Source organism: Streptomyces iranensis, assembly GCF_017874715.1.
GTDB lineage: Bacteria > Actinomycetota > Actinomycetes > Streptomycetales > Streptomycetaceae > Streptomyces > Streptomyces iranensis.
Window position 1 is genome coordinate 298,164 of the sequence record NZ_JAGGLR010000003.1, and the last position, 13,979, is coordinate 312,142.

Sequence of the window (13,979 nt, forward strand, 5' to 3'; positions counted from 1 at the left end):
GTGGTCAGCGGCGGTCGCGCACCGCGTCCAGCCGGTCGCGGACCCACAGCTCCACATCGCCCACATGCCGGCTGGCCGCGGTGAACGCGGCCAGGCTGTCATGGGCGCGGAGCGCGGTGTAGATGTCCATGTGCTGCTGGTGGGTCCAGGACAGCACATCGGACTTGACCAGGGCGCGCCAGATGCGGGCTCGGGCGGTGCGCTGGGTGACCGAGTCGGCCAGGGAGGCGAGGGTGCGGTTGCCGGACGCGGCGACGATGTCGGAGTGGAAGGCGATGTCCTCGTGGACCAGTTCCTCCGGGTCCTGCAGACCGCGCATCCGCTCGATCCGCTCCTGGAGCCGGTCGAGAGTGGCCTCGTCGACGCGGGTCGCGGCCAGCGCGGTGGCGCCCGGCTCCAGGACCTTGCGGCATTCCAGCATCTCGTTCAGACCGGTGTCCTGGGCCAGGTCCAGGAAGCTGCCGAGGGCGCGCAGCAGCCGGTCGGGGCGCAGATCGGTGACGAAGGTGCCGTCCCCGCGGCGTACGTCCAGGACCCCGGCCATCGCCAGGGCGCGGACCGCCTCCCGCAGCGACGGGCGGGAGAGTTCGAGCTCGCTCGCCAGTACCGCCTCGGGCGGCAGACGGTGGCCGGGCCTGAACTCACCGCTCTCGATGCGATTGCGCAACCGGCCGATGGCTATGTCGACGACGCTGCTCCCGGCGGCGGGGACACCGTCGGCACCGGGGCCGGAGCGGTCTGGATTGGTGGACATGGCGACCAGGATGCCACTCAGTCGCGGTGGCTCCAGACCGGTCCGTCGGGGTAGCGGTACGTCTCCAGGGTCTCCCGCCGGATCCGGGCGCTGTAGCCGGGTGCCTCGGGGACGAGATAGCGCGAGCCACGGATGCGGACCGGGTCGTGGAAGTGTTCGTGGAGATGGTCGACGTACTCGATGACACGGTCGTCCATGGAGCCGCTGACGGCCACATAGTCGAAGATCGACAGATGCTGGACCAGCTCGCACAGGCCGACCCCACCGGCGTGCGGGCACACCGGCACGTCGTACGCCGCGGCCAGCAGCAGAACGGCCACCGCCTCGTTCACACCGGCCAGGCGGCAGGCGTCGATCTGGCAGACGCCGATCGCGTCGGCCGCGAGGAACTGCTTGAACATCACCGCGTTGTGGGCGTGTTCGCCGGTGGCCACCCGGGTCGGGCCGATCCGCCGGGCGATGGCCGCGTGTCCGAGGATGTCATCGGGGCTGGTGGGCTCCTCGAACCACCAGACGTCGAACTCCCGGAGCGCCTCGGCCCAGGAGACCGCTTCCGCCACGCCCAGGGTCTGATTGGCGTCGATCATCAGCCGGCGGTCCGGTCCGATGACACCGCGGGCGATACGGCAGCGCCGGATGTCGTCCTCCAGATCGGCGCCCACCTTCAGCTTCACCGAGTTCCAGCCCTGGTCCACAGCCTGCTGACAGAGCCGGGCCAGCTTGGCGTCGTCGTATCCGAGCCAGCCCGCGCTGGTGGTGTACGCGGGGTATCCGTGCTCGCGGACGTACGCCTCGCGCTCGGCACGGCCCCCGGCGCGGGATTCGAGCATCTTCAGCGCGGCCTCGGGGGTGAGCGCGTCCTTGAGATAGCGCCAGTCCACCAGGTCGACCACCTGCTGGGGGGAGAGGCCGGCGAGGAGCTTCCACACGGGTTTGCCCGCCCGCCGGGCGGCGAGGTCCCAGGCCGCGTTGATGACCGCGGCGCTGCCCAGATGGATGGCTCCCTTGTCCGGGCCGAGCCAGCGCAGCTGGCTGTCGCCCAGCAAATGGCGTGAGAAGGCGCCCAGATCGCCGGTGATCTCCGCCACGGAGAGGCCGATGGCCCGCTCCCCGATGGCGCGCGCCGCCCGCACCGCCAGGTCGTTGCCACGGCCGATGGTGAAGGTGAAGCCATGGCCCTCCAGGGGTTCGGCGCCGGGTGCGGACTCCGCCGCGCCCTGGCCGGAGGGGGCGTCATCGGCGGTCTTGAGCACCACGTACGCCGCCGAGTAGTCCGGTGCCTCGTTCATGGCGTCGGAGCCGTCGAGGTGCTGGGAGGTCGGGAAGCGGACATCGATGGTCTCGACATCGACGACACGAAGGGTCATGGCACGCGCTCCTGTGGGCAAAAGGGCGAGGGAAGCGGGCAACAGAGGGCGAGGGAAAGCGAGCAACGCCGACCAACATGTCAGATGTCTGCTGTGATCGCCAAGGGTCATCTGGACGAAAACTCGTGGTTGTTGAGGCCTTGTCACAGCCTGCAGGTGACACCTACGTTCCACGGGTCAGATGTTTCCCCGAGGCAGCGTGGTCCGCAGGGAGGCCCGATGAACCCGGCCCCGATGAACCCGGCCACCACCTGGAGGGCGCCCCGACCGTGGTCCTGGCACTCGCCGTACCGTGGCTGCTCACCGACCGCCCCGGCGAGGACGCCAGACCGCCGCGCCGGGCCCGCGAAACGCTCCGCGACAGCCGGGTGCTGCGGCTGATGTTCGTGTACTTCGCCATCCAGATCGGCGTCTACGGCGTGACATTCTGGCTCCCCGCGCTGGTCGGCCGGATCGACGGACTGGGCGATGTGGGCATCGGCCCCGTCTCGGCGCTGCCGTGGGTGTGCGCGCTGCTTGGTGTGCCGTTCCTGCCGTGGGTGTCGGACCGCAGCGGCGATCGGCGCGGGCCGCTGCGGCTCGCCCTGGTGCTGACCGTCGTCGGTCTGCTCGGCGGGGTGCTGTTGCCCCCGGTCCCCGCCATCGCCGCCCTGTGCGTGGCCGCCTTCGGTTTCCTCGGCGCGCGGCCGGTGTTCTGGGCCGTGCCGCCGACCATCCTGTCCGGCGTCCATATGGCCGGGACCATCGCGCTGATCTCCGGTTTCGGCAACCTCGGCGGCTTCCTGGGCCGGTATCCGATGGGCGTCGCGGAGTCGGCGACCGGCTCGGGCGCCACGGGCCTCTATGCCATCGCCGCCATCGTGGCGGCCGGTGTGTGCGCGGCCACCACCCTCCGCTGGGCAGGGGCACCGACCACACCGTCACGAGAGGAGAGGACGACAGATGACACGCATCGTGCGCTTCGCCGATGAGTCCGGGACGGTCCGGACCGGAGTGGCCGACGACGCCGGCGGGATCCGGGCCTTCCCCGGCGCGCCGCTCATCGCCGAGCTGCTGCGGCTGCCCACGGTGGAGCTGCGGGCCCTGGTGGAGAACACCTCCTCAGGACCGGCCGCCGCCCATGAGCGGGACGTCCTGCCGCTGCCGCCGCTGGACGGGCTGATGGAGCTGTGGGCGGCGGGGGTGACGTATGAACGCTCGCGCGAGGCCAGGGTGGAGGAGAGCACCGAGCAGTCGGTGTACGAGCGGATCTACGACGCCGAGCGCCCGGAGCTGTTCTTCAAATCCCCGCCGTGGCGAGTGGTGACCGACGGCGAGCCGATCGCCGTACGGGACGACTCCGAGCTGAACGTCCCCGAGCCCGAACTGGCGCTGGTCCTCAACCGGCACGGTGAGACCGTCGGCTATCTGGTCGCCGACGACGTGAGTTCACGGTCCATCGAGGGCGAGAATCCGCTCTACCTCCCGCAGGCCAAGATCTACGCCGGAAGCGCCGCCGTGTCCTCGGCCATCGTGCCCGCCTGGGAGATCGACGCGCCCGACGCGCTGGACATCACCATGGCGGTGTGGCGCGACGGCGAGGCGGCGTACCGGGCGGCCACCTCCACCGGGGCGTTCCACCGCACCCCGCAGGGGCTGGTGGACCACCTGTGGCGCTCCCAGCCCTTCCCCGACGGCGCCGTGCTGTCCACCGGCACCGGCATCGTGCCCGCGCTCGACTTCACCCTGCGCGCCGGGGACGTGGTGGAGATCTCCATCGAGGGGGTCGGCGTCCTGCGCAACCCGGTACGGGCCCATCAGTCCGAGCTGGACTGGCTGGTGGAGGCCATCGCCGAGCCGCTGACCCGCCGTGCCCACCGCGTCCACTGTTCGGCGATGACTGGCCGCTGACCTGCGGCGTTGTTGCCGAAGCGGACCTGGGCGCATCCGCCCAGGTCCGCCAGTAGAACGCTTGCTCGATTACGCGGGTACGCTGCACATATGGGTGCGTATCTCCAGGGCTCGCTCTTCGACCAGACCGATGACATCGGTCTCGGCTCGCTGCGCGGGACACATCGGACCGAGCTCGGGTCCGGGGCCTGGATCGATCTGCTGCCCGGGTGGCTGCGAGGAGCGGACGACCTGTTCGCCCGGCTCGTCGCCGAGGTCCCCTGGAAGGCCGAGCGGCGGCATATGTACGAGCAGGTGGTGGACGTCCCGCGGCTGCTCGCCCACTACGGCGCCGAGGACCCACTGCCGCACCCCGTCCTGGCGGAGGCCCGGGAGGCGCTCTCCAGGCACTACGCCACCGAGCTGGGGGAGCCCTTCGCCACGGCCGGGCTCTGCTACTACCGCGACGGCCGGGACAGCGTGGCCTGGCACGGAGACCGCATCGGCCGTGGCGGGACCGAGGACACCATGGTGGCCATCCTGTCCGTGGGCACGCCCCGGGACCTGCTGCTGCGCCCGCGTGGCGGCGGCAGGGCCATGCGGCGGCCGCTCGGCCACGGCGATCTGCTGGTGATGGGCGGCTCCTGCCAGCGGACGTGGGAACACGCCATCCCCAAATCCTCCCGCGCCACCGGCGCACGCATCAGCATCCAGTTCCGCCCCAGCGGCGTGGGGTGACACCCGCCGACCACCCGGTGCGGTCTAGGGGGGTCCCATGGCGCACTGCCGATGCGGCTGGATTTTGGTACGGACCATTGACATATATGTTCGGGGGCGATGTTATGGGGCCCGTCAGCTCTTGAGAGCGCCTCGGGTGGATGTCGCCATCCGGAGCCGGACCTCGGAGAGTTCCCCGTGAATGGACGTCCCGTCTCAGGGGTGTCGGCCGCTGTCGTGGCCACGCCGTCGCTGAGTCGATTATGGACGGACCGGGCCGCAATGCCCGTGTCCGATATGCGAGATTGTCATGGTCTTGACAGTCCTTGCCTCCGTGTGCCCGTCCAGGCCTCGGCCGTGAAGGGCCTGAGCGGACCGAGCCCCGGTCCGCCGTGGCAGGGGCCACGGCGCATGACCTCTAGTGGATTCACCAGTTTTCCGTAGCACCTTTCCCGCCGCGCCATCACGCGGCACCTTCCCACGGGCCTCCCGCCCCAAGGGCGGCGGCGCGTCGCCCGTGCGTCGCCACGCCCGATGACTGCCCGAAGAGCGCGTCCCCGTGCGCCCCCGTGCGTCATCGGCGCGGTGGCATCCCAATGTTCCACGACGAAAGAGAGATGAGACATGCCCATAAGACGTGCCCTCGTGGCCACGGCCGCGACGGCGGCGGCCGGTATATCGGCGCTCGCGCTTCCCCCTTCGGCCGCTGACGCGGCCTCCGGCACGGCGCGGGACTCGTCGTCGGTCCAGGCGCAGGCCGCCGGCTTCGTGGTGAGCCGGGCCCAGTACCAGCGGATGTTCCCGGACAAGAACGCGTTTTACACGTACGACGCGCTGGTCAGCGCGATGAACCGGTTCCCCGGATTCGCCAAGACCGGTACGGAGACGGTCAAGAAGCAGGAGGCGGCGGCCTTTCTGGCCAACGTCGGTCATGAGACCGGTGGCCTCCGCCACATCGTGGAGCAGGACACCTCCAACTACCCGAAGTACTGCGACACGACACGCCCCTACGGATGTCCGGCGGGGAAGGCCGCGTACTTCGGACGCGGGCCGATCCAGCTCAGCTGGAACTTCAACTACAAGGCGGCGGGCGACGCGCTGGGCGTCAATCTGCTCAACAATCCGGGCCTGGTGCGGACGGACGCCGCCATCTCCTGGAAGACCGCGCTCTGGTACTGGACCACCCAGTCCGGGCCCGGCTCCATGCCCGCACACAAGGCCATGACCACCGGTGCCGGATTCGGCCAGACCATACGCGCCATCAACGGCGCTCGGGAATGCAACGGGGCCAACCCCGGGCAGATGCAGGACCGGGTCAACCTCTACAAGAAGTTCACCAGCCTCCTCGGCGTCGCCCCGGGCGCCAATCTGACCTGCTGAGCGACCTTCCCACGGAGGAGTCATGCGCAGAATTCTGATCGGCCTGGCCACCGCGGCACTGGTGGTGCTGGCGGCCCTGCTGCCGACCGCGGGGACGAGCGCGGCCACGAGCGTGGCGCTGCCGACCGGCAACGCACCCGTCGCGGCCATGAAGGCCGATAAGGCCACTCCCGCCAAGGCGAACGAGGCGACCAACGAGAACAAGGCGACCAACGAGAACAAGGCGACCAACGCGAACGAGACGGCGAACACGACCAAGGCGGCCCGCGCGGCCAACCACACGGTCACCTTCGTCAACCACACCGGACGGAAGGTGTGGATCGGCAGCGCCGTCAATGCCGATGGCTCGAAGCAATTCGCCAAACTGCCCATCCTGGGACCCGGACAGTCGGCGTCGGTGACGATCCCCGAGAACGCCGAACCCGGCCACTGGCGGGGAAAGTTCTTCGCCCGTCTGGGATGCACCGGCGCCTCGGGCAGCACCTTCCACTGCAAGGTGGGGGACTGCGGCAAGTTCGCCGACCACTGTGAGCTGGGCGAACGGCCCGTCAGCCTCGCCGAGTTCAATTTCGACACCAAGGACACGCTCGCTCCCTGGTACAACGTGAGCTACGTCAACGCGTTCTCCAACCCCATCACGATCGCCCCCAAAAACCCCGCCGGAGGCGGAGGTTGCGGCACCCAGGGCTGCACACAGAACCTGCTGCCGTTCTGCCCGGCCGCCAACCTCACCCGCTGGCCGGACGGCACACCGATGCTGTGCACCAACCCCAACCGGGACGTCAAGACGCCGTACAGCAACGCGATCGCCTCCCGGTGCCCCAAGGCCTACGCCTGGTCCAAGCAGGACCAGGAGCCCGGCAATCAGGTGATGCAGAACTGCGGTAAGTGCAGTGGCTTCACCGTGACCTTCAACGCGGGGTCGTGACCATGCGGAGGATGCGACTTCTCGCCGTACTGCTGGCGGTGGTGACCCTGCTGACCGCCGGAAGTCAGACGGGCGCCGGCGCGTCCACCGCCGCGGTGAAGAAGAAGGGCGTCAGCGCCTGGAAGTTCAACGGGGTCACGGCGGCCATGTCCGATGCCAAGGTCGGCTGGTTCTACACCTGGGCCTCGGGCAAGCAGCAGATCCAGCCTCCGGCCGGGGTCGAATTCGTGCCCATGATCTGGGGCCCCGGCTCGGTGACCGACGCCGAACTCAACCAGGCCAAGAGCCAGGGCACGACCCTGCTCGGCTTCAACGAACCGGACATGGCGGGCCAGGCCAATATGACCGTCGCCAAGGCGCTCCAACTGTGGCCCCGGCTCCAGTCGACCGGAATGCGGCTCGGCGCGCCCGCGGTGGCCTACGGCGGCGATGTCGCCGGTGGCTGGCTCGACCGCTTCATGAAGGGCGCCGCCGACCGCAACTACAAGGTCGATTTCATCCCCCTGCACTGGTACGGCGCCGACTTCGACGCCACCCGCGCGACCGAACAGCTGCGCGGCTATCTCCAGGCCACCCACAACCGCTACAACAAGCCGATCTGGCTCACCGAATACGCGCTGATCGACTTCTCGACCGGTACCCCGAGGTATCCGACCCCGGCGCAGCAGGCCGCGTTCGTGAAGAAGTCCACCGCCATGCTGCAGGGCTTGTCCTTCGTCCAGCGGTACGCGTGGTTCACGCTCTCCGCGGACCGCGGCGGCACCGGTCTCTACAACGGCGCGACGCCCAACCAGATCGGCACCGCGTACCGCGCGGCCGGGTGAGACAGGACCACCCGCGCTCACACCACACCACACCACTCACACGACCCACACCACACCATGACCATCGAAACGAGGTCCTCCACCATGCGCAAGGCAACGCTGATCGGCCGACTGGCGGTCGGAGCCGCCGCACTGACCGCCGTGGTGACCGTCGCCCCGACGAGCACCGCGGCCACCAGCGACACCCCGCCGCCCGGGAAGAACTGCTGGGCCACGCACTACGGCTACATACCGCCCGGTGCCTACACCGCCAGCGGCGAACTCTTCAACAACAACGCGAACACCGCCGCGACCTCCCTCAGCCGCAGCCCGCAGCTGCCGTTCGGCACCAAGGTGAAGGTCACCAACGTGGCCAACGGCAAGTCACTGGTCGTGCGCGTCAACGACCGTGGCACCTTCGGCTGGACGCCGGCCGTGCCCAAGTGTCTGGACCTGACCGACGGCGCCTACTCCCGGCTCGGCGGAGTCCTCAACCCCGACTCGGGCCACATCGTCGTCAAGGAAAAAATCGTGAGGTGAAAGGGCATTTGGTGAAGGATGTGGAGCGCCGGTTCCGGCGCTCCACACCGGCCCCCTGATACCCCGCTCGCGAAGCAACCGTCGTGCGCCGGAGGCTTCCCTCTTTCCGGGGGCTATCCGCCGGAAGCGCTACCCACTGACCTCGCGGGCAAGTACTCTCCGTGGCGACACTGGAACGTGACGGGTGATGAAGCGGGGTAGCGGGGGTGCGGGTGATGGCGGAGGCCGGTGACAAGGTCGCCGACCGATATCTCCTCCAGGAGCCCATCGGGAGAGGTGGGATGGGCGTCGTCTGGCGGGCCCACGATGAACTGCTGGACCGCCAGGTCGCGGTGAAGTGTGCCCGTCCGGACGACGACCGCGCGGTGGCGCGCCTGACCAACGAGGCGCGCAACGCCGCACGGCTGCACCATCCGCACATCGTCTCGGTGTTCGACTTCGTGGACGACGGCGAGATCTGCTGGATCGTCATGGAGTACGTGTCCGGGGGCAGCCTCGCGGACATGGTGCGCCGCCGTGTCGCGCTCCCTCCGGAGGAGGCGGCCTCCATCGGCTGCCAGATCGCCGCCGCGCTGGCGAAGTCGCACGCCGAGGGCGTGGTGCACGGCGATGTCACTCCGGAGAACGTCCTGATCACCGAGGACGGGGTCGCCAAGCTGACCGACTTCGGCATCTCCCGGGCGCTGTGGAGCGAGGCCACCATGACCCAGACGGGCGGGGTGCGCGGCAAACCGCCGTATCTGCCGCCCGAGGTGGCCAGGGGAGAGGCGGCCGACCGGAAGTCCGATGTCTTCTCACTGGGCGCGACCCTCTACGCGGCGATCGAGGGACGGTCCCCGTACGGCGAGGCATCGCATCCCATGGCCTATGTGGCGCGGGCCATCGAGGGCTATATCGAGACCCCGCACCGGGCCGGTCCGCTGGTGGACGCGCTCACCAAGCTGCTGGATCTGGAGCCGCGGCGGCGCCCCGCCGCCGACCAGGCCGTACGGCTGCTGCGGCGGGTCGTGCCGTCGTCCTCGCGGATCGAGGATCTCGAGGACCTCGAGGACCCGCACGACGGCGACACGATGGACCGCACCCCCTTCACGATGCGCCTGGTGCCGCCGTCGGTCCGGGGAGCGTGGCACCGCCCGAGCCGCCGGGTGGTCATCACCGCGGCCGCGCTGGCCACCGCCGCGGTCCTGGTGGCCTGGGCCACCCTCTTCGGCCCCTGGGGTGGCGGGCGCTCCGACGAGAGCGGCGGGTCCGGGAAGGACGGCGGGCGTGGCGCGTCCGGTACGGCCGACTCGCCGGCCCGGACGGGCCCGGCCGGCACCATAGGCGACGCGCGGACCGCCGATCCCTGCAAGTTGCTCAACCCCGCCTCGCTCAGCCGCTTCGGCGAGACCGTGCTCGACCCGGACTACGGCGAGATCGATCGATGCGATGTCCTGCTGCAGGGCGAAAGCGGCGATGACATCGCGGACGTCCAGCTCAACTTCAGCGCCGATCCACCGGAGCCGGGTGGCGATGTGCCCACCAGAAGGGTCGGCAATGTCACCGTCGGCGCGTATCAGCGCGATGGCGACGAGTGCCTGCGGAACATCGCGTCCGCCGACCGGAAGCAGATCTGGATCATCACCGAGCGGCTCGACACCCCGGCGCCCGACCCCTGCCAACTGGGCGACGCCGCCACCGACTACGTGGTCAGCGTGCTGGACCGCGGCCAGGTCCCCCGGCGCTCCGGGCAGCCGGTGGCGAGCTCCCTGCTCCGGGGACACGCATGCCGGCTGCTGGAGACCGATGAGCTCAAGCGGGTCGCCGGGGTCCGGGCGGCGGACCGCGACCCGGGCTTCGGGGACTGGCAGTGCGAGTGGACGGACGGCTCGGGCGACGCGGGGGTGAAGGTGGTGTTCAACCGGGACAACCAGTTCACCACGGACGACGGACAGCGGGCGGTCATCGCCGGCAGGCGGAGCTCGGTGTCGCCGAACGAGTGGGACGACGACTCATGCCTGGTCCGGGTGTTGCACCGCTCGTACCGCAACTCCCTCGGTGACGACACCGTCGAGTTCATGTCGTTGAACGTCTACGGGCCGGGGTCCACCGAGAAGCTCTGCGAGACCGCCAAGGCGCTCGCCGCCACGGCCACGAAGAAACTCCCGGCATCATGACCACAACACCTCCCGGCAGCGACCGCCCTGCCACCGGGCGGGCATCCGCCGCCCGTCGCCCCGCCACCGGCCGTCCCGCCGCGGGCGGCCGCCCGCTGCCCGCCGCGCACGGCAGCCTGGCCCGCGGGGTGACCGCGCCGGTGCCCGGCACCGCCTTCGCCCTCGCGCTGACCGGTGGCATGACCCTCGGCCCCGGCGACGGCCGTGAGCTGCTCTTCGGGCGGAACCGCCCCGAGGTGCACATCTGTGTGGGCGAGGACGACCCCCAGGTCAGCCGCTGCCAGGGCCGACTGACCCATCGCCACGGCCGGTGGTGGGTCGCCAACAACGGCCGGCTGCCGCTCCGGTTCCCGTCCCGGCTGCTCTTCACGGGCGAGGAGCCACTGCCCCTCGAAACCGGCTACACCCCGCTGTTCGTCCGGGGCTCGCGCGACCGTGAGCATCTGCTGGAGGTCTTCGTCAGCGGCCCCGAGACCGAGCGGCCGGTGGCCCTGCCCGGGGATGTCACCCGCCCGCCCCGCGTATGGGTGCTCACCGACGAGGAGAAGCTCGCGCTCGTCGTCCTCGGCCAGCGGTATCTGCTCCATGAGGCCCGGCCGCAGCCCCTCACCTGGAGGCAGACCGCCGCCCAGCTCGCGGAGTTGCGCCCGGCTGAGGGCTGGAGCGAGAAGCGCGTCGAGCATCTGGTCAACCGGGTCCGCACGACGCTGTCCCGGGACGGAGTGCCCTGGCTGACCCGCGAGGAGGTCGGCGAACCGGTCGGCAACGCGCTCAACGACCATCTGATCCGCGCCCTGATGATGTCGACCACGCTCGTCCCCCCGGACCTGGCCCTGATCGACGCCGCCTGACCGTTCGCGCGTGTCCTCACCGCTCGGCGCGCCTTGACCGTTCAGCGCGTGTCCTCGGCCCCCGCCGCCGCGCCGGTCCCCGGGCGCTGGAAGAGCGCGTAGAGCCAGCCCAGGGACGGGATCAGCAGCAGCGCCCCGACCGCGAACACGATCAGCACGGCGGCCAGCACCGACGGCGGTGCGGCCGCCCGCGCCACGGTGAGGTCCGGGACCAGCATCAGCGGGTACTGCGCCAAGCCCCAGGCCCAGACGATGAGCGCCACTGCGAGGGCGGCGGCGGTCCGGGCCCAGCCCCACAGCGACCGCATGAGCAGGACCAGCCCGGCCACCCCGGTGACGGCCGACAGCACCACCAGGGGCAGGGCGCGATGGGTGAGCCCGTGGAACAGCCGTGGCGCGTCGGCGTGCAGCACGGCGATGCCCACGAGCGCCACGGCACCCGCGGCCAGCCCGCTGACCAGGGCGCGCCGCTGGAACGCCCGCACCAGGTCGGGCCCGCCACCGCGCGCCGCGTCCGCGCACAGATAGACGGCGGCCAGATGGGCGCAGGTCACCACGGCCAGCACACCGCCGAGGAAGGACGCCGGATTGAGCCAGCTGGTGACCGTACTGCCCGCGGCGAGGCCCGGGGGTACGCGCCCGGAGGCCACTCCACCGGCGACCGTGCCCAGGAAGAAGGGCGTGACGACCGAGGACGTGGCGAAGCAGGCCCCGAACAGCCGCTGCTGCCACAGCTGGGTGCTGGCCTTGCGGAACGCGAACGCGGCGCCGCGTGCGATGATGCCGAGCGCCGCCAGGGTCAGTGGCAGATAGAGGGTGGACATCACGGCGGCGAACACCCCGGGGAAGCCGCTCCACAACATCACCACCACGAAGATCAGCCACACGTGGTTGGCCTCCCAGACCGGTCCGATGGCGTGCTCGATCAGCGCGCGCTGCGGCCGTCCACGACGGCTGCCACCGGCCACCAGATCCCACAGCCCCGCCCCGAAGTCGGCGCCGGCGAAGAGGGCGTAGCACATCAGACCCAGCCACATCACCGCCAGGACGGTGTCCGCGAGCATCAGGACCTCCAGCGGTTCACACGACCGGATAGCCGGTCACATCGGCTTCCTGCGGGGCCACCGGGACCGGGCGCTCGCCCGCGAGCCGGCGCAGGACGTAGACGGTGGCCACCGTCATCGCGGCGTACACCACGAGCACCAGCCACAGCCCGGTCATGAGGCCGGGGGCGGGATTCACCGCGTCGCGGACACTGAGGACCCCCTGTACCACCCACGGCTGACGGCCCTCCTCGGTGACGACCCAGCCGCACTCCAGGGAGACGACCGCCGCCGGACCGCTGAAGGAGGCCAGCCACAGGAAGAGGCGTGTGCCGCGGCGGGCCAGCGGGTCGCTCTCGCCGCGGCGCCTGGTGCGCCACCAGGCCAGCAGCAGCCAGACCCCGAGCCCGATCAGGAACAGCCCGCCGAGCACCATCAGGTCGAACGCGAGATGGGTGCCCGTGATCGGGGGCCGCTGAGCGGGAGGCACCTGGTTCAGCCCCTCGACGACCGTGCTGGGGCTGAAGCCGACGAGCAGGGAGAGACCGTTGGGGATCTCCAGACCGCCCTTGAGGCCGTGGTCGCCCGCGATACCGCCCACGGTGAGCGGCACATGGCTGGAGGTGGTGAAGACACCCTCCATGGCGGCGAGCTTGACCGGCTGGAAGTCGGCCACGAAGCGGGCGATCCAGTCGCCCACCACGAGCTGGACGGGTGAGACGACGGCGCCGAGGACGAACGGGATGAAGAACCCCGCGCGGTGGTAGCGGTCGTTACGGCCGCGCAGCAGGGAGACCGCGTACACGCTCGCGGTCAGGAAGGACGCCACCATCAGCGCGGCGAGGATCATATGGACGGTCTGTGGTGGGCTGGCCGGGTTGAACATCGCGGCCAGCGGATCGACGTCCACGACCCTGCCGTGGCGGACGGTGAAGCCACGCGGCTGGTTCATCCACGCGTTGGCGCACACCACGAAGAACGCCGAGGCCACACCGGCGATGATGATGGGAAGCGCGGTGAGCATATGGACGCGCGGCGGCAGCCGGTCCCATGCGTAGAGGTAGATGCCGAGGAAGATGGCCTCGATGAAGAAGGCGATGCCCTCGATGGCGAACGGCACTCCGATGACCTGGCCGTAACGGCCCATCAGCCCCGGCCACAGCAACCCCATCTCGAAGCTGAGGATCGTGCCGGAGACCGCGCCCACGGCGAACAGCACCCCCATGGCCCGCGCCCAGCGCCGGGCGAGCAGCCGGTACGAGGGGTCGCCGGTGCGCACGCCCCACCATTCGGCGATCAGGGTGAGCAGCGGAAGCCCCACGCCCAGACAGGCCACCACGATGTGCCAGGCGAGCGAGAAGCCCATCTGGGCGCGGGCCGCGGCCAGATCGCCCGACGTGGCCGGGCCCGCCAGCCAATCCCTCACCGCGGCCGCGGCCTGTGGCCACGGGTGCTGGTCGACAGCGGGCACGGCCGCTCCTCACTCGTCGCTGAGCCCCTCCCGGAAAAACACCTTTACCCCCCTCTGCCATGTTGCGGTGGTTTCCCGGCCGCGACACGCCGGGGTGGGG

General features: G+C 70.5%; 13 protein-coding genes. 9 read left to right on the forward strand and 4 right to left on the reverse strand.

Annotated features, from left to right (window positions below; translation table 11 throughout):
• Positions 1–4 precede the first annotated feature (4 nt).
• Positions 5–754, reverse strand: coding sequence for a FadR/GntR family transcriptional regulator (locus J2Z30_RS07290; protein WP_044579783.1), 750 nt, complete (start codon positions 752–754; stop codon positions 5–7).
• A 17-nt stretch (positions 755–771) separates the two neighbouring features.
• Positions 772–2,121, reverse strand: coding sequence for an enolase C-terminal domain-like protein (locus J2Z30_RS07295; protein ID WP_044579785.1), 1,350 nt, complete (start codon positions 2,119–2,121; stop codon positions 772–774).
• Positions 2,122–2,390: 269 nt separating this feature from the next.
• Between J2Z30_RS07295 and J2Z30_RS07300 the strand changes: the two genes are divergently transcribed.
• The 9 genes from J2Z30_RS07300 (at position 2,391) to J2Z30_RS07340 (ending at position 11,365) form a co-directional block, all read left to right on the forward strand.
• Entirely contained in the window at positions 2,391–3,092 is a 702-nt protein-coding gene (locus tag J2Z30_RS07300) for an MFS transporter (RefSeq protein WP_052701807.1), read from the forward strand.
• Positions 3,064–4,011: a fumarylacetoacetate hydrolase family protein gene (locus J2Z30_RS07305; RefSeq protein ID WP_044579788.1), complete on the forward strand. Its 948-nt coding sequence runs from the start codon at positions 3,064–3,066 to the stop codon at positions 4,009–4,011. Before J2Z30_RS07300 ends, J2Z30_RS07305 begins: the two co-directional genes overlap by 29 nt.
• Positions 4,012–4,101: 90 nt before the next feature.
• Positions 4,102–4,728 (forward strand): alpha-ketoglutarate-dependent dioxygenase AlkB, encoded by a 627-nt coding sequence (locus J2Z30_RS07310; protein ID WP_044579790.1) that lies wholly within the window; start codon positions 4,102–4,104, stop codon positions 4,726–4,728.
• 603 nt (positions 4,729–5,331) lie between these two features.
• The gene (locus J2Z30_RS07315) at positions 5,332–6,087 is read left to right on the forward strand and encodes a chitinase (RefSeq protein WP_044579792.1); all 756 of its coding nucleotides are present in this window, start codon (positions 5,332–5,334) and stop codon (positions 6,085–6,087) included.
• 22 nt (positions 6,088–6,109) lie between these two features.
• Positions 6,110–7,015: a thaumatin family protein gene (locus tag J2Z30_RS07320; protein WP_044579794.1), complete on the forward strand. Its 906-nt coding sequence runs from the start codon at positions 6,110–6,112 to the stop codon at positions 7,013–7,015.
• An 11-nt stretch (positions 7,016–7,026) separates the two neighbouring features.
• A complete protein-coding gene (locus J2Z30_RS07325) occupies positions 7,027–7,839 on the forward strand; it encodes a glycoside hydrolase family protein (protein WP_245387699.1) in 813 nt (270 codons plus the stop codon).
• An 84-nt stretch (positions 7,840–7,923) separates the two neighbouring features.
• Complete coding sequence (locus J2Z30_RS07330; RefSeq protein ID WP_044579797.1) at positions 7,924–8,358, forward strand: septal ring lytic transglycosylase RlpA family protein; 435 nt, start codon at positions 7,924–7,926, stop codon at positions 8,356–8,358.
• A 215-nt stretch (positions 8,359–8,573) separates the two neighbouring features.
• Positions 8,574–10,514 (forward strand): serine/threonine-protein kinase, encoded by a 1,941-nt coding sequence (locus J2Z30_RS07335; protein WP_044582406.1) that lies wholly within the window; start codon positions 8,574–8,576, stop codon positions 10,512–10,514.
• Positions 10,511–11,365 (forward strand): FHA domain-containing protein, encoded by an 855-nt coding sequence (locus J2Z30_RS07340; RefSeq protein WP_245387700.1) that lies wholly within the window; start codon positions 10,511–10,513, stop codon positions 11,363–11,365. The genes J2Z30_RS07335 and J2Z30_RS07340 overlap by 4 nt, the downstream gene beginning before the upstream one ends.
• Before the next feature lie 41 nt (positions 11,366–11,406).
• On the opposite strand, the gene J2Z30_RS07345 is transcribed toward J2Z30_RS07340, so the two are convergent.
• Both J2Z30_RS07345 and J2Z30_RS07350 read right to left on the reverse strand, forming a co-directional pair.
• Positions 11,407–12,429, reverse strand: a complete 1,023-nt coding sequence (locus J2Z30_RS07345) for a cytochrome d ubiquinol oxidase subunit II (RefSeq protein WP_044579799.1) — start codon at positions 12,427–12,429, stop codon at positions 11,407–11,409.
• Between the two features lie 16 nt (positions 12,430–12,445).
• Positions 12,446–13,879, reverse strand: coding sequence for a cytochrome ubiquinol oxidase subunit I (locus tag J2Z30_RS07350; RefSeq protein WP_372453242.1), 1,434 nt, complete (start codon positions 13,877–13,879; stop codon positions 12,446–12,448).
• Positions 13,880–13,979 lie beyond the last annotated feature (100 nt).

Coding starts and splice junctions, on each gene's coding strand:
- J2Z30_RS07290 (WP_044579783.1), bottom strand. CDS start 754: ATGTCCACCAATCCAGACCGCTCCGGCCCCGGTGCCGACGGTGTCCCC.
- J2Z30_RS07295 (WP_044579785.1), bottom strand. CDS start 2,121: ATGACCCTTCGTGTCGTCGATGTCGAGACCATCGATGTCCGCTTCCCG.
- J2Z30_RS07305 (WP_044579788.1), top strand. CDS start 3,064: ATGACACGCATCGTGCGCTTCGCCGATGAGTCCGGGACGGTCCGGACC.
- J2Z30_RS07310 (WP_044579790.1), top strand. CDS start 4,102: ATGGGTGCGTATCTCCAGGGCTCGCTCTTCGACCAGACCGATGACATC.
- J2Z30_RS07315 (WP_044579792.1), top strand. CDS start 5,332: ATGCCCATAAGACGTGCCCTCGTGGCCACGGCCGCGACGGCGGCGGCC.
- J2Z30_RS07320 (WP_044579794.1), top strand. CDS start 6,110: ATGCGCAGAATTCTGATCGGCCTGGCCACCGCGGCACTGGTGGTGCTG.
- J2Z30_RS07325 (WP_245387699.1), top strand. CDS start 7,027: ATGCGACTTCTCGCCGTACTGCTGGCGGTGGTGACCCTGCTGACCGCC.
- J2Z30_RS07330 (WP_044579797.1), top strand. CDS start 7,924: ATGCGCAAGGCAACGCTGATCGGCCGACTGGCGGTCGGAGCCGCCGCA.
- J2Z30_RS07335 (WP_044582406.1), top strand. CDS start 8,574: ATGGCGGAGGCCGGTGACAAGGTCGCCGACCGATATCTCCTCCAGGAG.
- J2Z30_RS07340 (WP_245387700.1), top strand. CDS start 10,511: ATGACCACAACACCTCCCGGCAGCGACCGCCCTGCCACCGGGCGGGCA.
- J2Z30_RS07345 (WP_044579799.1), bottom strand. CDS start 12,429: ATGCTCGCGGACACCGTCCTGGCGGTGATGTGGCTGGGTCTGATGTGC.